At 55.7% G+C, this 18,678-nt stretch carries 16 protein-coding genes and 1 pseudogene; 6 read left to right on the top strand and 11 right to left on the bottom strand.

The genetic code is table 11. The features are described 5' to 3' along the window. Positions 1–47: 47 nt before the first annotated feature. From GV764_RS18070 to GV764_RS18115, 10 genes and pseudogenes are all read right to left on the bottom strand, one after another. Complete coding sequence (locus tag GV764_RS18070; protein WP_161661334.1) at positions 48–3,248, bottom strand: ATP-binding protein; 3,201 nt, start codon at positions 3,246–3,248, stop codon at positions 48–50. 3 nt (positions 3,249–3,251) lie between these two features. Continuing rightward, positions 3,252–3,869, bottom strand: coding sequence for an acid-sensing system DNA-binding response regulator EvgA (evgA, locus tag GV764_RS18075; protein ID WP_328515184.1), 618 nt, complete (start codon positions 3,867–3,869; stop codon positions 3,252–3,254). 161 nt (positions 3,870–4,030) lie between these two features. Then, the gene (locus GV764_RS18080) at positions 4,031–5,995 is read right to left on the bottom strand and encodes a PhoX family protein (protein ID WP_161661335.1); all 1,965 of its coding nucleotides are present in this window, start codon (positions 5,993–5,995) and stop codon (positions 4,031–4,033) included. A 101-nt stretch (positions 5,996–6,096) separates the two neighbouring features. After that, the gene (locus GV764_RS18085; RefSeq protein ID WP_161661336.1) at positions 6,097–8,295 is read right to left on the bottom strand and encodes a TonB-dependent receptor; all 2,199 of its coding nucleotides are present in this window, start codon (positions 8,293–8,295) and stop codon (positions 6,097–6,099) included. A 49-nt stretch (positions 8,296–8,344) separates the two neighbouring features. Next, positions 8,345–9,430 (bottom strand): YncE family protein, encoded by a 1,086-nt coding sequence (locus GV764_RS18090; protein WP_476561225.1) that lies wholly within the window; start codon positions 9,428–9,430, stop codon positions 8,345–8,347. 391 nt (positions 9,431–9,821) lie between these two features. Beyond that, positions 9,822–10,261, bottom strand: a pseudogene (locus tag GV764_RS18095) (GNAT family N-acetyltransferase). A gap of 144 nt (positions 10,262–10,405) precedes the next feature. Further along, positions 10,406–10,618 carry a cold shock protein CspG gene (gene cspG, locus GV764_RS18100; RefSeq protein ID WP_125294852.1) on the bottom strand — a complete coding sequence of 71 codons (213 nt, stop codon included), beginning with the start codon at positions 10,616–10,618 and terminating at the stop codon, positions 10,406–10,408. Between the two features lie 303 nt (positions 10,619–10,921). Beyond that, positions 10,922–11,968 carry an L-asparaginase 2 gene (gene ansB / locus GV764_RS18105; protein WP_161661338.1) on the bottom strand — a complete coding sequence of 349 codons (1,047 nt, stop codon included), beginning with the start codon at positions 11,966–11,968 and terminating at the stop codon, positions 10,922–10,924. 213 nt (positions 11,969–12,181) lie between these two features. After that, on the bottom strand, positions 12,182–12,340 hold the full coding sequence (locus GV764_RS18110; protein ID WP_125294917.1) for a YqaE/Pmp3 family membrane protein: 159 nt from the start codon (positions 12,338–12,340) through the stop codon (positions 12,182–12,184). Between the two features lie 184 nt (positions 12,341–12,524). Further along, entirely contained in the window at positions 12,525–12,869 is a 345-nt protein-coding gene (locus GV764_RS18115) for a hypothetical protein (RefSeq protein ID WP_161661339.1), read from the bottom strand. A gap of 434 nt (positions 12,870–13,303) precedes the next feature. On the opposite strand from GV764_RS18115, the gene alaE reads away from it, so the two are divergent. Beyond that, positions 13,304–13,756, top strand: coding sequence for an L-alanine exporter AlaE (alaE, locus tag GV764_RS18120; protein ID WP_161661340.1), 453 nt, complete (start codon positions 13,304–13,306; stop codon positions 13,754–13,756). A gap of 21 nt (positions 13,757–13,777) precedes the next feature. Here alaE and GV764_RS18125 read toward each other — a convergent pair whose 3' ends face one another. After that, positions 13,778–14,122: a DUF2002 family protein gene (locus tag GV764_RS18125; RefSeq protein ID WP_125294856.1), complete on the bottom strand. Its 345-nt coding sequence runs from the start codon at positions 14,120–14,122 to the stop codon at positions 13,778–13,780. A 166-nt stretch (positions 14,123–14,288) separates the two neighbouring features. On the opposite strand from GV764_RS18125, the gene GV764_RS18130 reads away from it, so the two are divergent. The 5 genes from GV764_RS18130 to nrdF all read left to right on the top strand — a co-directional run bounded on the left by GV764_RS18130 (position 14,289) and on the right by nrdF (position 18,626). Continuing rightward, a complete protein-coding gene (locus GV764_RS18130; RefSeq protein ID WP_161661341.1) occupies positions 14,289–14,618 on the top strand; it encodes a DUF883 family protein in 330 nt (109 codons plus the stop codon). A 274-nt stretch (positions 14,619–14,892) separates the two neighbouring features. Continuing rightward, entirely contained in the window at positions 14,893–15,138 is a 246-nt protein-coding gene (gene nrdH, locus GV764_RS18135) for a glutaredoxin-like protein NrdH (RefSeq protein ID WP_328515185.1), read from the top strand. Then, on the top strand, positions 15,135–15,530 hold the full coding sequence (nrdI, locus tag GV764_RS18140; RefSeq protein ID WP_161661343.1) for a class Ib ribonucleoside-diphosphate reductase assembly flavoprotein NrdI: 396 nt from the start codon (positions 15,135–15,137) through the stop codon (positions 15,528–15,530). Before nrdH ends, nrdI begins: the two co-directional genes overlap by 4 nt. Continuing rightward, positions 15,518–17,662: a class 1b ribonucleoside-diphosphate reductase subunit alpha gene (nrdE, locus tag GV764_RS18145; protein WP_161661344.1), complete on the top strand. Its 2,145-nt coding sequence runs from the start codon at positions 15,518–15,520 to the stop codon at positions 17,660–17,662. Before nrdI ends, nrdE begins: the two co-directional genes overlap by 13 nt. Before the next feature lie 4 nt (positions 17,663–17,666). Next, complete coding sequence (gene nrdF / locus GV764_RS18150) at positions 17,667–18,626, top strand: class 1b ribonucleoside-diphosphate reductase subunit beta (RefSeq protein ID WP_161661345.1); 960 nt, start codon at positions 17,667–17,669, stop codon at positions 18,624–18,626. Positions 18,627–18,678 lie beyond the last annotated feature (52 nt).

Below are 18,678 nucleotides of genomic sequence, written 5' to 3' on the forward strand. Positions count from 1 at the left end.
ACGCCCTACACACGTAAGCCGTTTCTTAAGAGGCGGCAGTCAACAGGCTAATCATCGTCGCTGGCGATTCGCTGCGCGGCGTTATCCAGCTCATCCAACAGCCCCTCCATGCGTCGCAGCCTGGCTAACATCCCCTGGCTATTTTTGTTATCCACCAGGTCCTGTTCGAGCTGAGCGGCCAGATCGTGTAACCGGACAGCGCCCAGCAGCTGCGCGGTGCCGTTAAGCCGATGAAGATGATGCCGCACCACGACCCAGTCGCCCCGCTCCGCCGCCGCCTGCGCCGAGGACAGATCGCGGCGATTTTCCCGTTGGGCGTCCTCAAGGGCATTTTGCATCAGGGCCTTGTTGTTCATGGTCAGTCGCGACAGTTTTTCCACGTCGAGAACCGGTTTTTCGGGCAACGCCAGCGCCGAAAGCATGGCGTGCAGCTGCGACAGACTCAGCGGTTTGAACAGGCAGGCGTTCATTCCCGCCGCCAGGCAACGCTGCTGCTCTTCCTCCTGCGCCGAGGCCGTCAGCCCCCAAATCACCAGTTTTTGCCCGGCGGCGCGCAGGGCTCTGGTGAGGGCGATACCATCCATTTCAGGCATATTGATGTCGGTGATCAGCAGGTCGTACTGGCGCTGCCGGAGCGCCGCCAGCGCCTGCGTGCCGTCGCTGGCTTCATCGGCCCGCTGCCCAAGCGCGTGCAACTGTTCCTTTAACAGCAGGCGGTTGGTGGGATGATCGTCGGCAATCAGTATTGCCAGCCGCTGCGCCAGGGCATCGGGCTGTGCGGGCGCGTGTGTGGCCCTTTGCACCCGGCCACGCTGACTGGCCGCCGCCAGGTTGAGGGTAAAGGTCGTGCCCCGACCCGGCTCGCTTTGCAATTCCAGGGTGCCGCCCATCTGCGACAGCAACTCCTTGCTGATTGCCAGCCCCAGGCCCGATCCGCTCTGCGCGCGGCCCGTATCGGTCTGGCTGAACGGCGTAAACAGCCGGCTCTGCTGGTCGACCGGAATGCCCGGCCCGGTATCGCTCACCTCAATCATCAGCTCAACCTGTTTTTCATCCACCCGCTGCGTCTGGGCCGTCACGGTAACGCTGCCCTGATGAGTGAATTTCACGGCGTTTCCAATCAGATTGGTCAAGACCTGGCGCAGCGGCTGTGGATCCAGCCACAGCCAATGATCCATCAGCGTGCTATTAACCCGTAATGACAGCGATTTCTGCGCCGCCAACCCGCTGAACAGTTGCGTCACCTCCGCCAGCAGCGCGTTGATGTCGACCCATCGCGGCGTGAGTTCGACCTTGCCGGATTCGATTTTTTCCAGATCCAGCACGTTACCGATCAGCATCATCAACGACCGGGAAGCCTGCCATGCGCGATCCACGGCGGTTTTATCGTGCCCGGCGCGGATATCCCTGGAATGATGCAGCAGCTCCAGAAAACCCATGATGGCGCTCACCGGGGTGCGGATCTCGTGGCTCATGCGCGCCAGAAAAAGGCGCTTCTCTTTATTGGCCCGCAGGGCGTTGTCTTTTTCCTGCTCCAGCTGGTGCTGCGCCCGTTTTCTTTTGCGGATTTCCGACAGCAAATACAGCCCCCAGAGCAGGCTGCTCAGCACCAGTAGCCCCGCCAGTAGCGCCACCAGGTAAAATGGCCGGTTGTATAGTTCCCAGGTGTCGATGGTCACATCGGGTAAGCGCACCCATTTACCGACGATTTGCAGGATCTCTTTTTGCGGGATGTTATCCAGCGCCTTATCGAGGATTTGCCGCAGTTCGGGTTCCGAACGCGGCATGGCAAAACCAATCGCCGACGGCGGTTCATCGGGCAGCGGCGTAAAGACCAGTTGGTCGGGATAATAGTGCTCGCTGAAGTAGCGCATGGTTAACTGGTTGGAGAGCGCCGCGTCTACCTCGCCGTTCGCGACCAGATTCAGCGCCACGCTGGCGTTATCCACCTGCCGCCAGGTGATGCCGGGGTATTTGCTGCTCAGCGCCGGGATCAGATTATGCAGCGAGGCGATGGCGACGGTCATGCCGGGCCGCAGCGCGATGGTCTGCGGCGGGTCGCTTTTCATCACAATAACGTTGGGCGTGGTAATAAAAGGATGGGTGTAGGACACATTATCAATGCGGTTCACATCCCAGGTTGCAGTCTGCATTAAATGCCAGCCGCCCTTGCCCATGGCTCCCAGCATTTCATCGTTGGATTTGACGACAATGGTTTCAAATTTCAGGCCGGTTTGCAGGCTGATTAAGTTCAGGATGTCGCCAATAATCCCCCGGGTTTCCAGATTGCTGTCCAGCAGGGTATAGGGGGCGAAATACGGATTAACAATAATCCGCAGCGTGTTGTGCTGGTTCAGCCACAGCCGTTCCCGATGGGTTAATTCCAGCGTATCCAGCGCGAAGGTCAGGTTGCCTTTTTCAATCCACGACTGGGTGATTTGATTATGAAGGTGTTCATCCATCGCCCCGAGAAAGCGGTTAACGATTTGCCGTAGCGGTTCCTGTGACGGCGCGATCAGGAAATGGCTTCTTTTCTGCTCGTCGCCCCAGTATTTTACCGCGGTCAGCGCCAGGGCGAACTCCTGGGAAATAATCGCGCTGCCCGGCAAATTGTCGCCGATAAAATAGTTGTTCTTCCCTTCCGCCACGGAGGAGAGCGCCGCATGATAGCTGGCATAGCGGTGAATTTGCGCATTGGGGAATGACTGAGCGATCCACGCGTCAGGCGGATAGTCGTCTACCGTCGCGACGGTGACAAATTTCTGGCTGCGCAGCGGCTCCATCACGTTAGCCAGGGTGGTTACCAGCGCGGGCCAGGAGGAGATCACCGGCGCGGAAAGCGCAATACCGGCAGGTGGTTCAGGTTGATACTGCAAGCCGGTGAGTAACAGATCGACCTGGTTCTGCTTCAGGGCGTCCATCGCCTGCGCGTCATTCTGATAGCGCCATACTTCAAGATTGATATTCAGCGAGCGCTGCATCAGCGCCAGATAATCGGCGTTCATCCCCCGATAGCGGCCCGACACCGTGTTGAGCACCAGCGGCGGAATATCCGGTGGGAAGATCGCCACCCGTAAGGTTTTTTTCTGACGCAGCCAGCGGTTTTGCTCATCGGTGAGATACAGCTGTACCGGCTGCAAGGGGTTAAAGCCAGACAGATCGAGTTTTTCAGCCGCAGGCATTTGCGCTTGCGCCGGGGTCACCAGCGCTGCCAGCGCAATAAACAGCATCACCAGCAGGCTTTTCATCGGTCAGATCAGCTTATTCTGGCTGGCAAAGGCCAGCAGCTCGATAAGCGTTTTGCATCCCAGTTTTTCCATCAGCCGGGTTTTATAGGTGCTGACGGTTTTACCGCTGATATGCATCTGCTCGCCGATTCTGTTGTTATCGAACCCCTCCAGCATATAGCGCATCACTTTCATCTCCTGAGTGGAAAGTAACTCGAGCTTTTCGCGATCGCCTGGCGGTAGGCCGGTAAAATCATCCAGCACGAAGGGGAAATAGCTGTAGCCATTTTGCGCCGCCTGGATCGCCGCGATGAGGGTGGTCATTTCTTCTTTTTTGCTGATGAAGGCGTGGGCGCCCGCTTCGGCGCTGCGTCGGCTGTAGTAACGATCGTTTTTCGCCGACACCACAATCACGATGCCGGGGTAATGCTGTTTGCGCAGTTTCTCGATCAGGTCGATACCGTTAACGCCGGGGATATCGACATCAATGACGATAATATCCGGGCGTTCGTGGCGCAGCGCCTTAAGGGCTGCCGTCCCGTCTTCGAATTCATGGGTCACGGTAATGGCGTGCGCTTCCAGCATGCCGCGGATCGCCATCCGCGCCAGAGGATGATCGTCGATGATAATGGCAGTGGTCACGGGCGACGTCCTCCTTCAGGCAGGAAACGCGGGGCGCGGGCAGACGTTTACTGAGCATAGCCCAAACCGCAGCGCAGACGACAGCACATTCACGCGATCAATAGCAAAAAGAGAGGGTTACGGCACAGAAGAAAAACGGCCTCCTGGGGAGGCCGTTGCGGTTAACTGCCGATAATCCCGCCGTCGGCTTTGACAATCACCACGGTGGACGAGCGCGGACGGCTGTTTTTATCGCCGTCAGGCCAGGTAGACACGGCGGTCGGGTTCGCCGGATCGCTGATGTCATCGCCCGGTTCGCCGGGATGCTGGATATTGATAAACAGCGTGCGGTTATCCGGCGTAAAGGCGATGCCGGTGATCTCGCAGCCGCGCGGCCCGGTGAGGAAGCGGCGATACTCATTGGTGCCCGGCACGGTGGCGAGCATCTGGTTGTTGCCCATGCCCTCGTAGGCTTTTTTGTTGATGGTGCTGGACGAGACGTCGGTCTGGATCCACAGCACGCCGCGATGGTCGAACGACAGGCCGTCCGGGCTGCCGAATTCCGCGCCCTTCATCGAGCCTTTAGCTTTCTCGTCGGCGCTGTCCGGCTTGCCGCCCATCACCAGGATATCCCATTTGAACGCGGTGGACGCGGGGTCGCTGTTCTCTTCAGTCCAGTGCATGATATGGCCGTAGACGTTATTGGCGCGCGGGTTGGCGGCATCGACCGGCGTTTTGCCCTCTTTGCCGCGATCGCTGTTGTTGGTCAGGGTACAGTAGACGCTGCCGGCGGCGTGCGGATCCACCGCAATCCATTCCGGGCGGTCCATTTTGGTGGCCCCCACCACGTCAGCGGCGAGACGCGTTTTGATCAGCAGTTCGCCCTGGCTGGCGAACCCGTTGCTGGCATCCAGCCCCGATTGCCCGTAGACCAGCGGCAGCCAGCTTCCGCTGCCGTCTTCATTAAATTTCGCCACGTACAGCGTGCCCTCAGAGAGCAGATCCAGGGCGGCATCGCGCTGGCTGGCGTCGTATTTATTGGCGGAAACGAATTTGTAGATGTATTCGAATTTCTGGTCGTCGCCCATATAGGCGACCACGCGATTATCCGCCGCCAGGGTGATGGCCGCGCCTTCATGTTTGAAACGGCCCAGCGCGGTGTGCTTGCGCGGCGTGGACTGCGGGTTGTACGGGTCGATTTCTACCACCCAGCCGAAGCGGTTGGGTTCGTTCGGCGTGGCGTCGACGCTGAAGCGCGCGTCGGCTTCGCTCCAGCGGTAGGATTCGTCGCTGTCGCTGATGCCGTAGCGTTTTTCCAGCGGGTTCGGGGCCGCTTTCTTCACGAAAATATCCGACCAGTTCTCTTCGCAGGTCAGATAAGTGCCCCAGGGCGTATGACCATTCGCGCAGTTCTGCATGGTGCCGAGCACCGTTTCGCCCTGCGGATCGGCGTCGGTTTTCATCAGCGTATGATTTTTTGCCGGTCCGGTGAGTTTCATCGGCGTATTGACGGTGATGCGGCGCGCAAATTCAGACGGGCGTACCACGGTCCAGCTGTCGCCCTGTTTTTTCACCTCAATGACCGAAATCCCCATGGCATTCTGCCCTTTGCGGACCTTGTCGAGGTTCCAGTTGGCCACGCCATCTTTAAACAGCAGGCCGTTATCGATGTATTCGTGGTTCATCGCCAGTAGCCCGTGGTGCGGATCGTCGCCGCCCAGCGGCAGGCTGAACCAGGCCATCCCGTCGTGGTGCATGCCCGCCTGCGCGGCCTGCTCATCGGTGGTATTGCTGCCGTCGGTTTTGAACTCCGGCAGGTTGTCCTTTAAGCCCACCGCATCGCCCCAGCGATAGAACGGGCGCGCCACGTACCCCTCCGGCACGCGCACCGTATCGTCGGTAGAAACCGCGATACTGGTGAAACCCAGCGAGGAAGGACGGGCCATCGCGGTTTCCACCGCCCAGGCCGCTGGCGATTTCATGAGTGCCGGGAAAGAGACCGCCGCACCGGCCACCACGCCCATCTGTAAGAAACGACGGCGGCTTAAAAAGGCGTTGGCAACATCGGAAAACACGGGGTTGGCGCTGCGGTTACTGATTTCGTCGCTGTGTTCCTGTTTAAACAGCGGCTTGAGGGGTCTGCTCATCATGGCTTCCTGTCGGTATTGTTATCAGAAGTGAGCAGTGTAAGAAGGTTTTATTACAAATTTATAACAATGAGAAAAGGGGCTTATCGCCCCTTACTGTTTTAGAAGTCGTAACTCATCGATACTTTCAGGGTTCGCGGCTCGCCCTGGAAGATGTAGGTGCCGCCGTCATCCACGCTCGACCAGTAGTTCTCGTTGGTGACGTTATCCACGCCCACCCGCAAGGTCATTTCGTTGCGATCCTGATTCAGCTGCATTTTGTAGCGAACGCCCAAATCCAGCGTGGTGTAAGCGTCGAGTTTTTTGGTGTTCGCCGCGTTGGCGTATTGCGATCCGGTACGGTTAACGCGCGCCGTGGCGGTCAACCCCTGTACCGGCTGGATGTCGTATTCCGCGCCCAGCACCATCACATACGACGGGATGCCGATCGGGTCATTGCCTTTATTGACGCCGTTTTGCGTTTTGGTCAACTCGGCGTCAATCCAGGTCGCGCTGCCGTTAACGCGCAGGCCCAGCATCGGTTCGCCGAACACGTTCAGCTCAATGCCGCGGTTACGCTGTTCGCCGTCCATTTTCCAGGTTGGCAAGGCATCGGGATCGCTGGAGGCGACGTTAAAGCCCGACGGCTTTTTGATTTCATACAGCGCCAGCGAGCCGCCGATGCGGCCATAGTCCATTTTCACGCCCACTTCGTTTTGCTTCGAATGAACGATGTCCGTGCTTTCGCCATAGTTGGTGGTGCCTTTCGGCGCGGCCTGGCCAGGCTGTAGCGCTTCGGTGTGGTTGGCGTAGAACGAGACCTCATCCCAGGCTTTGTACACCAGGCCGTAAGTCGGCATCCAGCGGCTCTGGTCATAGCGCGAGTTGGCGGTCTCCGCGCCGGTGGCGTTGCTGTAGTTACGCACCACCACTTTCTGATGGCGCGCCCCCAGGGTCAGCAACAGTTTGTCGTCCAGCACGCCCAGGGTATCGCTCAGCAGCCAGCCCTGAGTGCGGGTGCGGCCGGTGGTGAGCGGATCGCTGTAATTACCGCCTTTCAGATCGGCATCCGGCATCGGCACATCTTGCGGATGATAAATATTCACCGGTACCGCCGGGTTTTTCGACAGCATCGTCCAGGCGATATTGTCGCGGCGCAGCAGCGCGGAGTAGCCGACGTTCACTTTATGGGAGACGAAGCCGGTATCGAAATTGCCGCGAATGCCGCCCATGCCGCTGTAGGAATCGCGGATGGCGTTGGTATCCAGACGGCCGATCGTGGCGTTGCCGTTGACGTTATTCACTTTCGGCGAACTGTAGATCCCGGTTTCATGGCTGTGCTGCATGCCGAATCCGAGATAAGTGGTCCAGTTGTCGGTCAGATCGTATTCGGCGCGCGCCAGGCCGAACTCGTTTTCGATATTGCTGTAGCCCCACTTCTGGGCGTAGTTACTGGTATTGCGCGGCGGATCGGGTATGAAGTCTACGGCGCTGACGTTCACGCCCACGGTGCCGCCATGGAAGGTCTTTTTCTGGTAGCCCATGTCCAGCGAGCCGCGCAGGCGGTCGCCTTTGTAATCCAGCCCAATCGAGGCCAGGGTGGTGCGGCGCTTATCGTCTTCAATCGGGCTTTCGCCTTCGCGATGCAGCAGGTTAACCCGCGCGCCGAACTGGTTGTTATCGCCGAAGCGGCGGCCTGCATCCATCGAACCGCCCACCTGAGAGGCGGAGGTGTAATCCACGCCGACGCGGGTAACCGGCGTGTCGGTGGCGTGTTTCGGCTCCAGGTTGATCATCCCGCCCACGCCGGAAGAGGCGGCGCCGTTGACCAGCGCGTTGGCGCCTTTAAAGATTTCCACACGCTCCAGCATGGCGGCATCCACCACCTGGCGCGGTACGACGCCCGCCAGGCCGCCGAAAGTCATGTCATCGCCATCCAGCTTGAAGCCGCGAATGCGGTAGGTTTCAGCATAGTTGCCGTAACCCTGCACGTTCTGCACGCCCGCGTCATTGCTGACGACATCGGCAATGGTTTTCGCCTGCTGATCGTCAATCAGCTTCGACGTGTAGCCGATAACGTTAAAGGGCACGTCCATGGCGCTTTGTTCACCCAGCATTCCCAGTCGCCCGCCGTTGGCCATCTGGCCGTCAAGGAAAGCCGGAACCAGCTCATCACCGCCGGGCGTAAAGTCGCTCCCGGAAGCCTGGACCACAATGGTGTCTTCCTGACTTGTTTTAGCGGTTTCCGCGGTAGCCGCCTGCGCGCCCTGCACAGTCGCGCCAATCGCCAGCGCCAGTAGTGTTTTCGTTTTTGCGTTCATACCTGGTGACTCAAAAAATGCAAAAGAGAATGCCCTTTAACAGAGCGGTTTATTGATTGAGCGAAATTCGCACAATGCTGTCCGGGCCTTTAGTGGAGTGATCCTTGTTAAAGCCCTGTTTGACGGTGACGTACAGCGTTTGCCCGTCGGCGGAGAGCAGCAGGCTGTTCGGGTGCGGCGGCAGATCGAACTGCTTTTTCACCGTGTAACGGGTCGCGTCAAGCACCAGCACTTTTCCGCTTTCACGCTGTGAAAGGTAGATTTCGTGGCGCTTCGGGTTGAACTTCACGCCCAGGGTATCGCCGGTATCCAACTGTTTGATCACCTTGCCGGAATGGATATCCAGCACCAGTGTGGTTTTGGCTTTCGAATTGTCCGTAACGAACAGGCGGCCCGTTTCAGGATCTTCCGCCAGGTTCAGCAGCAGCGCCTTGTCCACGCCGAGCGGCGCCCAGCGCTGTTCGATGCGCTGCGTTTTCGGGTTAATCACCAGGATTTCGCCGCCGCCGTTAGCCGCGTAAAGGCGCTGAGTCTGGGCGGAATAATGCAAGCCGGTGACCCATTTCCCCGCGTTGTCGATGCGTTTTTTCAGCTTCATGGTGCTGGCGTCAACCACCCAGATCACCGCCGGATCGGCAACGCCGCCCACGTACAGCAGGTCGTCATGCAGCAGGATTTCACGCGCGCCGTAAGGGAAGCCCTCTTTATTACGCTCTTTAAACAGGGTACGGGTTTTCACTTTGCCGGTTGCGGTATCCAGCGCGCTGATGCCGCCGTCCAGCGAGTTGGTCACATACAGGGTGCTGCCGTCAGGGGAAATCGCCGCGCCGAAGTTTTTCAAATCGGTATGGGCTTCGCCGATGGTTTTCAGCGTTTTGGGATCGAGCTTGTAAACCACGCCGCCCTGCACGTCTTTGAAACTTAACGCACTGGCGACATACAGCGCATCGCCTGCCGGGTTGATGACCATTTCATACAGGCCGTTCGCCAGTTCCCGCTGTTCAACGGTTTGATTTTTCTCCACGGCCTGAGTGGCAGGCGCGGCGACGGCTTTTGTGGGCTGCGCTTTATGCGCGGCGCAGCTGGCCAGGGACGCGGCAACGGCAAGCGCCAGCAGCGTGTGTTTGATTTTCAATGCAAGCTCCTTGCTAACCATCCTGACGCGGGCGGTTAACCGCAGGCGAAAAGCGCCAGAACAGGAAGAGATTAAGTTAACCGGTTATTACTCAACCGCTTTCGGGCCACGGTTGAGTAATACCGGTCATGTTTTAAGGATTTATTTGCCTTGTCGGCGCGAGGGGTGAGGCGCACCCGCCCCGCCATGAAAAAGCAAATGAGAATTGTACGCATTTACTTTCTCATGGCAAGCGTTGTGGCCCATTGAGGGGAAGTGAGAGGCATGGGGTAATACAGAATTATCGGGGGATAAACGCAAATAACCCGGTCATCCACGGATTATGGCTATGATTACAGAGAAAAGCGTTACCGGGAACGCATCCCGGCAGCAGTATCCGCCAGGCTGTTTTTTAACGGGGTTTTACATAGCGCATATGCAAAAGCGGGAAAGGTCGACCCTGGCCGTCCAGCGCGGAACGCCCAATCACCTCAAATCCACAATGTTGATAGAACGCCAGCGCCTGCGGATTGTGTTCATTCACGTCCAACTGGTTCGCGCCCTGCTCCATCGCCCACGTCAGTAACGCGCGGCCAATACCCTTCCCCGGCTGCTGGCATCAATAAACAGCATTTCAATCGCCTCGCCAGCCAGGCCAACAAAGCCCTGGATTTGGCCCTGCGGATCGCGCCAGACGCGTAATGTCACCATCGGGAAATAGTCAGGGATTTGGGCGCGTAGCGCAGCGATATCCTGGTCGGAGAGAAAATCATGGGTCGCGCGCACGGCGCTTTCCCAGACCGGGATCAGCGCGGGGAATTCCTGCGGCGTAATGGTGGTAATCATAATCATCCTTAATAAGACAAGGATGAAGCATATCAGAGAAGGAATAACAGAGTTAAAAAAACCCGCTCAATGGCGGGTTTTTATCGCTTTATTTAACTGCTCGGGTTAAACCGTCTTCGCTATCGTAAATTCAAGCGAGAGAGTCAACACTTACAGAACAACAACGTTCGCAGCAGCCGGGCCTTTAGCGCCGTTCTCGATAGAGAATTCTACTTTCTGGTTGTCTTCCAGAACTTTAAAGCCGTTAGTCTGGATTGCGGAGAAGTGTACGAACACGTCTTTGCCGCCGTTGTCAGGAGTGATGAAGCCGAAGCCTTTATCAGCGTTGAACCATTTTACTAAACCAGTCATTTTATTAGACATTGATACTTCCTCGAAAAAATAAAGTGCCGCTCGATGCGGATATCGTGGCTCGCGTTGCAGAATTAACTTATTTAGAAGCTTAGGAGGAGACTCACGAGAAGGGGTATCAAAGATAACGCTCTAACTGAGGACTGCTTTACTAAAACTGCTTTCATAAGGTCTGTCTGACAAACCGAGGGCAATCATACAGGGGTAGAATAGTTTAGCAAGAACTATTTTCATCTGGCCGGTTCAGCAATGATTTCATGATGTTTCAGCGTCTCGCTTGAAATCGCGGAGCCTGAAACCAGGCTCCGCGGTGGATCAATACTGGTTGAACAGGGTCTGGATTTGTTGCGGATCGCTGGTCTGCGTCAAAGCCAGTTGCAGTAATACGCGCGCTTTTTGCGGGTTCAGCGTCCCGGAGGCGACAAAGCCATATTTGGCGTCATCCACTTCGGCATCCTGCGTGGTAGAGCCCGTCGGTACGCGCGATGACCGCACCACGGCGACGCCATTATGCGCAGCAGTAGCAAGGCTATCAAATACGGTTTTATACAGGTTGCCGTTACCGACTCCTGCGCTGACGATGCCTTTATAACCGCCCTCCACCAGCGCTTTCACCGGTAGATCCGATGCGTTGGCGTAGTTGTAGACGATCCCGACTTTCGGCAGCTCCGTCAGGTTATTGACGTTAAAGGGCGTCTGGGTGGTGTGTTTACGGGCTGGGGCACGCTGGTAATCGACTTTGCCATTATGGATATAACCCAGCGGGCCAAAGTTAACGCCTTTAAAGGTGGCGACATCGGTGGTGTTGGTTTTGGTGACGTCGCGGCCATCCAGCACCGTATCGTTCATCGCCACCAGCACCCCGCGATTGGCGGATTGCGGATCGGCGGCGGTAATCACCGCGTTATACAGATTGAACGGACCGTCTGCGCTCATGGCGGTAGAAGGACGCATGGCACCGACCATCACCACCGGCTTATTGCATTTGACCGTTAAATCCAGGAAGTACGCGGTCTCCTCCATGGTGTCGGTGCCGTGAGTGATCACAAATCCATCGGTGCTGTCGCAGCTGCTGTTGATCTTCTTCGCCAGCGTCAGCCAGACCTCATCGTTCATATCCTGAGAGCCGATGCTGACCACCTGCTCGCCTTTAATTTGCGCGATGGACTTCAATTCCGGTACGGCATCCACCAGGTTTTCAACTGTAACTTTACCCGCCTTGTACGCGGACTGCGTGGCTGATGCCCCACCGCCTGCGATGGTCCCGCCGGTTGCCAGAATGGTGATATGAGGTAAAGCCAGCGCGGCGCTGCTGCATCCCATCACAAAAGCCGCCAGAATCGTCTTTCTAAATAACGCCATGTGCACACTCTCCATCGGTTTTAGTTTGCGCGAATTATCCCTGTCAGCCAGATAAAAAATGTGACATATCGCCTCTTGCCGAGCATTTACGCTAAGGATTTTCTAAATATTAGAGATAGATACCAAAAATATATCAGGGAGGCGTTGTAACGGGCACGGAGAGTAGAGCGGGAGAAACAGTACGGCTCAGCGTAATGCTGAGCCGTGGATTTTTTACGGGCGCGATTGAACCCAAAATGCGTGAATCAGTCCTGGAATATAACCCAGCAGGGTAAGGATAATATTCAGTATGAAAGCCATACCAAACCCTTTACCCAATAACACGCCCAACGGCGGTAAAAGAATAGTAATAACGATTCTCCAGAAACCCATATTCGACTTCCTTATTATGCAGGTGGTTATAAAACAACATGTTCTCAAGTTTAGCCTGCCATTAAGAAACCGCCACTGTAATGACATTACTTTACCGATACCCACCAAACGCTACAGTTCAGCCAAAAAATACGCTTCCGGAAAAGTTTTAAGATTAGTACTATTTAAAAACGTAAGCTCACACTTATTTTTCTCGGTGATCTGTATCTGAAAAAAGAGACTCAGACAACGGCCTTTGCCCCGCCTGTAGCCCGGCATGATAACTGATCTCAGTGAGTAACCGGACAATCCGTGAAGCAAGACGGATTAATTCCGCTTCAGTTAATTTATCAAACCTGATCGCATGCGGGTCGCTAAACACAGATTTAATATTTTTGAGATCCCGGGATAATGTATCCGGGAAGTCATTTTCATTAAGATCGACTAACACGTTAAAATAAGCGTGAAGTAACTTTTTATTAAGTGGCGCGTCCTGCATTAACTCTATAATTAAATGTGCAAGCCGCGAACTTACAGCTCGTAAATTCATTTTTACCCTTTCCTGAAATAGCATGAAGACAGAATAAGCGAATCCATTTCGGCTTTCTATATCTCATCGATGAGAATAATTAACTTATGATCCTAATAAGATTTAAAATATTGATTTGATAAATAATTACACCGCATCTATAAACGCCAAAAAATCAGCAAAAACGCAGACCCACAAAAAACGCAACACATTGATTTATAAAATATTTATCAAGTCGCCAATGGTTTATAGCGGCAATGCGCACAAAACGCGCATTTCAGAGAATTTTATCGATTGAAAGCCAACAAATAAAAATTAATCACTAGTTGTTAGTTCTTATACAGCAATATACTCTATTGAAACACATAATACCAAATCATATAACTGGCAAGAAGATGTTAACCATCACTTCGCCATTATTATGTTAACTGATTGTTTTAAAAAGGAGTGCTGACATGTTCTCGCCTCACTCGCGCCTGCGTCACGCGGCGGCGGATACTTTCGCCATGGTGGTGTATTGTTTTGCTGTTGGGATGGTTATTGAGATTTTCATCTCCGGCATGACCTTTGAACAGTCGCTCTCTTCCCGTCTGGTGTCTATCCCGGTCAACATACTTATTGCCTGGCCTTATGGAATTTACCGGGATCTCTTTATCCGTCAGGCAAGACGCGCCAGCGCCGGAAGTTGGGCGAAGAATCTGGCGGACGTGCTGGCCTATGTGACATTTCAGTCACCGGTTTACGCGTTAATCCTGCTGTTCGTGGGGGCAGACTGGCATCAGATGGTGGCGGCGGTGAGTTCCAACGCATTGATATCGATGCTGATGGGCGCGGCCTACGGCTACTTCCTGGATTATTGCCGTCGCCTGTTCCGGGTTGCTGAGGCTCAGCCGCGCGTTCAGTTGTAACGGCGGCGTTGAAAGCGTGCGTTACTGCGGCTCGCCGAATAAACCGGAGAGATAGCGCTCCAGCGCCATGCGGGAACTAAATCCATGCGGAATGCCATAATGCTGTTCGGCTTCCCCACCCAGGTAGAGCGGGAACTGCTGATAGTGATCGCAGGTTTTGATCTCTGAGGCTGGCTCGGCAAGGGTCTGGCTGCGTTCTTTCAGCGTGGGGTGGATCACCAATGCGGTACGGCCCATCCGCGCTTCCCGATTCACATAAACATAAGCTTCACCACGGCGATAGCCATAGGTTTTCGGCGTCACCTCTTGCATGGTAAAGCCCACTTTCTCAAGAACGCGCGCTACCTCATCGGGTCGTAAATACATTTTTTTTCCTCGTCATCTTTTCACTGCATTGCCAACCTTACAGTAAGGAGCATTAGCAACGCTTTCGGAAAAGTCCATAAACCGCCTCTAAAGGCGTGACCCACCTCAACGGCAAATAATTCTGGTCTACACTGTTAAACACAGCTAACCCATTGGGAGAATTACAATGTTTAATAAAATAAACCGTAAGCAAGTCGATGATGGCGTTCAGGAAATTAATGACGATGTAAGCCGTCTGGCTGATTCGCTGGAAGATGTGCTGAAATCCTGGGGAAGTGATGCAAAAGATGAAGCCGAAGCGGCACGCCGTAAAGCAAAATCGCTGTTGCGCGAAACCCGCGCGCGGATGAGTGGCCGCAATAATGTAAGCCAGGCCGCGTGCGATGCGATGGGCTGCGCAGATACATACGTTCGCCGCAATCCGTGGTGCAGCGTTGGCGTCGCGGCAGCGGCGGGTATCTTTATCGGCGCGCTGCTCAACTGCGGCCGTAAATAATCGACGTTGCTCCCCCACGCCCTGGCAGTCGCCGGGGCTTTTTTTTGCCCTCCCGATAACCGACCGCTGAAATTTTCGCCGATCCGCCCGTGCGGGGATGCATCGGCCCTCCCCGCGCCTGGCTAGTCATCTCCGGCATAAGCTCGCAAAAATAACTATATATTGTGCGGTTGAAACTAAAACGATCTACATCTAGTATTCATTACATCAATCACCCCCTGTGACCCTGCCCGTGAAATACCCCGCAGCGTCATTTTAGATGGAAATACGAATCATGCGCATTACTATTTACACTCGTAACGATTGTGTTCAGTGCCATGCCACCAAACGGGCAATTGAAAGCCGGGGCCTTGAGTTTGAACTGGTGAATCTGGATACCCACCCGGAAGCCATTGAGGAACTGCGTGCCCGGGGCTTTCGCCAGCTGCCGGTGGTGATCGCCGACACGCTGAGCTGGTCCGGGTTTCGTCCGGACATGATTAACCGGCTGCGTCCGGCGCAGCAGGCGGTCAACGCATGAGCCAACTGGTCTACTTTTCCAGCCGCTCCGAAAACACCCACCGCTTTATTGAGCGCCTGGGATTGCCGGCGCTGCGCATCGCCATTGATGGTAAAGCGCGATTAAAAGTGGACCAGCCCTACATCCTGGTGGTGCCGAGCTACGGCGGCGGCGAAACCAAAGGCGCGGTGCCGCGCCAGGTTATCCAGTTTCTCAACGATGAACAGAACCGCGCGCTGCTGCGCGGCGTGATCGCGGCGGGCAATCGCAACTTCGGCGAGGCGTTCTGCCGGGCCGGTGACGTCATTGCTCAAAAATGCCAGGTGCCCCGGCTCTACCGCTTCGAACTCATGGGCACGATGCGCGACATCGAAAATGTGCGTAAGGGAGTGAACGAATTTTGGCAACGATAGAAAACTCGCCGGCGAACGCCGGCACGCCGGATTACCATGCGCTGAACGCGATGCTGAATCTGTACGATGCACAGGGCCGTATTCAGTTTGATAAAGACAGACAGGCGGTGGCATCGTTTATGGCGCATCACGTGCTGCCCAATAGCGTGGAATTTGCCAGCCAGCAGGCGCGGCTGCGCTGGCTGGTGGAGGAGAATTACTATGACCCCGCAGTGTTAACGCGCTACAGCGAAGATTTTGTTATCCAGCTTTTCACCCATGCCCACAACGCCGGTTTCCGGTTCCAGACCTTCCTCGGCGCATGGAAGTTTTATACCAGCTATACCCTGAAAACCTTCGACGGTAAGCGCTACCTTGAGCACTTCCCGGATCGCGCCTGCATGGTGGCGTTAACCCTGGCCCAGGGCGATGAAAGCCAGGCAACGGCCATGCTGGAGGAGATACTCAGCGGACGCTTCCAGCCCGCGACGCCCACCTTTCTTAACTGCGGCAAACAGCAGCGCGGCGAGCTGGTTTCCTGCTTCCTGTTGCGCATCGAAGACAATATGGAGTCCATTGGCCGGGCGGTGAATTCGGCGCTGCAATTGTCGAAGCGCGGCGGCGGGGTGGCCTTTTTACTGTCGAATTTGCGTGAGGCCGGTGCGCCGATTAAGCGCATCGAGAACCAGTCATCCGGCGTGATCCCGGTGATGAAAATGCTTGAAGACGCCTTTTCCTACGCCAATCAACTGGGGGCGCGTCAGGGCGCGGGCGCGGTCTATCTGCACGCCCATCATCCGGATATTCTGCGTTTTCTGGATACCAAACGGGAAAACGCCGACGAAAAAATTCGTATCAAAACGCTCTCGCTGGGCGTGGTGATCCCCGATATCACTTTCCAGCTCGCCAAACAGAACGCGCAGATGGCGCTGTTTTCGCCCTATGACGTGGAGCGCCTGTACGGCAAAGCCTTTGGGGATATCAGCATCAGCGCTATGTACCACACGCTGGTAGCCGATGACCGGGTGCGTAAAAGCTGGATCAACGCGCGCGATTTCTTCCAGACACTGGCGGAAATCCAGTTCGAGTCGGGTTACCCGTATTTGATGTTTGAAGACACGGTCAACCGCGCCAACCCAATCGCCGGGCACATCAATATGAGCAATCTGTGCTCGGAGATTTTGCAGGTCAATAGTCCATCGCAATATGACGAAAATCTCGATTACGCCACGGTGGGCAAAGATATCTCCTGCAATCTCGGCTCGCTGAACATCGCCCACGCGATGGATGCGCCGGATTTTGGCCGTACCGTTGAAATGGCGGTGCGGGCGCTGACGGCGGTTTCCGATATGAGCCAGATCCGCAGCGTACCGTCTGTTGAGGCGGGCAACCATGCTTCTCACGCCATCGGCCTGGGGCAGATGAACCTGCACGGTTATCTGGCGCGGGAAGGCATCGCCTACGGTTCGCCGGAAGGGCTGGATTTCACCAATATCTACTTCTACACCGTTACCTGGCATGCGCTGCATACCTCGATGCTGCTGGCGAAAGAGCGCAACACGCGCTTTAGCGGATTTGAACAGTCGCGCTACGCCAGCGGAGAATACTTCACGCCCTATGTGACCCAGCACTGGCAGCCCAAAACCGCCACCGTCGCCCGGCTGTTTGCGCAGGCAGGCGTTACCATCCCCACCCGGGAGATGTGGCAACAGCTGCGTGACGACGTGATGCGTTACGGCATCTACAACCAGAATTTACAGGCCATCCCGCCAACCGGGTCGATCTCGTATATCAATCACGCCACGTCGAGCATTCACCCCATCGTGTCGCGCATTGAAATCCGCAAAGAGGGCAAAACGGGCCGGGTTTATTACCCCGCGCCGTTTATGACCAACGACAACGTGGCGCTGTACCAGGATGCCTACGACATCGGGCCCGAGAAAATTATCGACACCTATGCCGAAGCCACGCGCCATGTCGATCAGGGGCTGTCGCTGACGCTGTTTTTCCCGGATACCGCCACCACCCGCGATATCAACAAGGCGCAAATCTACGCCTGGAAAAAAGGCATCAAAACGCTGTATTACATCCGCCTGCGCCAGCTGGCGCTTGAAGGCACCGACATTGAGGGATGCGTCTCCTGCGCATTATAACGCCATGACATTAAACCGAATCAGCGCCATTAACTGGAACAAAATCCAGGACGATAAGGATCTCGAAGTCTGGAACCGGCTGACCAGTAATTTCTGGCTGCCGGAGAAAGTGCCGCTCTCCAACGACATTCCGGCGTGGCAGTCGCTTACCCCGCAGGAGCAACAGCTAACGATCCGCGTATTTACCGGCCTGACGCTGCTGGATACGGTGCAAAACAGCGTCGGCGCGCCCGCGCTGATGCCCGACGCCCTGACGCCCCATGAGGAGGCGGTGCTGTCGAACATCTGCTTTATGGAAGCGGTACACGCCCGCTCGTACAGCTCGATTTTCTCAACGCTGTGCCAGACCAAAGATGTTGATGCCGCTTACGTCTGGAGTGAGAACCACGCGCCGTTGCAGCGTAAAGCCCGGTTGATCCTCGGGCACTATCGCAGCGATTGTCCGCTGAAGAAAAAAATCGCCAGCGTATTTCTGGAGTCGTTTCTGTTCTACTCCGGTTTCTACCTGCCGATGTACTGGTCGAGCCGGGGCAAACTGACCAACACCGCCGATTTGATCCGCCTGATTATCCGTGACGAAGCGGTACACGGTTATTACATTGGTTACAAATATCAGCAGGGATTAGCGGCGCAGGACGCCGCGAAACGCGAATCGTTAAAGCACTTTGCGCTGGATTTGATGATGGATCTGTATGAAAACGAAACGGTTTACACCCGCGAACTGTACGGCGAGGTGGGCTGGGTGGACGACGTCAACGCCTTCCTGTGCTACAACGCCAACAAGGCGTTAATGAACCTCGGCTACGAGGCGCTGTTCCCGCCGGAAATGGCCGAGGTCAACCCGGCGATCCTTGCCGCGCTGTCGCCCAACGCCGATGAAAATCACGACTTTTTCTCCGGCTCCGGCTCGTCCTATGTGATGGGCAAAGCGGTGGAAACCGAAGACGACGACTGGGATTTTTGACATTTTTATGACGGCCTGAAACGCACGCAAATTATTTTTCATTTCGCGTGCG

The organism is Atlantibacter hermannii (genome assembly GCF_009907385.1).
Classification (GTDB): Bacteria; Pseudomonadota; Gammaproteobacteria; order Enterobacterales; family Enterobacteriaceae; genus Atlantibacter; species Atlantibacter hermannii_A.

Coding starts and splice junctions, on each gene's coding strand:
- alaE (WP_161661340.1), top strand. CDS start 13,304: ATGTTCTCGCCTCACTCGCGCCTGCGTCACGCGGCGGCGGATACTTTC.
- GV764_RS18125 (WP_125294856.1), bottom strand. CDS start 14,122: ATGTATTTACGACCCGATGAGGTAGCGCGCGTTCTTGAGAAAGTGGGC.
- nrdF (WP_161661345.1), top strand. CDS start 17,667: ATGACATTAAACCGAATCAGCGCCATTAACTGGAACAAAATCCAGGAC.
- GV764_RS18130 (WP_161661341.1), top strand. CDS start 14,289: ATGTTTAATAAAATAAACCGTAAGCAAGTCGATGATGGCGTTCAGGAA.
- GV764_RS18115 (WP_161661339.1), bottom strand. CDS start 12,869: ATGAATTTACGAGCTGTAAGTTCGCGGCTTGCACATTTAATTATAGAG.
- ansB (WP_161661338.1), bottom strand. CDS start 11,968: ATGGCGTTATTTAGAAAGACGATTCTGGCGGCTTTTGTGATGGGATGC.
- cspG (WP_125294852.1), bottom strand. CDS start 10,618: ATGTCTAATAAAATGACTGGTTTAGTAAAATGGTTCAACGCTGATAAA.
- GV764_RS18080 (WP_161661335.1), bottom strand. CDS start 5,995: ATGAGCAGACCCCTCAAGCCGCTGTTTAAACAGGAACACAGCGACGAA.
- GV764_RS18110 (WP_125294917.1), bottom strand. CDS start 12,340: ATGGGTTTCTGGAGAATCGTTATTACTATTCTTTTACCGCCGTTGGGC.
- GV764_RS18085 (WP_161661336.1), bottom strand. CDS start 8,295: ATGAACGCAAAAACGAAAACACTACTGGCGCTGGCGATTGGCGCGACT.
- GV764_RS18070 (WP_161661334.1), bottom strand. CDS start 3,248: ATGAAAAGCCTGCTGGTGATGCTGTTTATTGCGCTGGCAGCGCTGGTG.
- nrdH (WP_328515185.1), top strand. CDS start 14,893: ATGCGCATTACTATTTACACTCGTAACGATTGTGTTCAGTGCCATGCC.
- nrdI (WP_161661343.1), top strand. CDS start 15,135: ATGAGCCAACTGGTCTACTTTTCCAGCCGCTCCGAAAACACCCACCGC.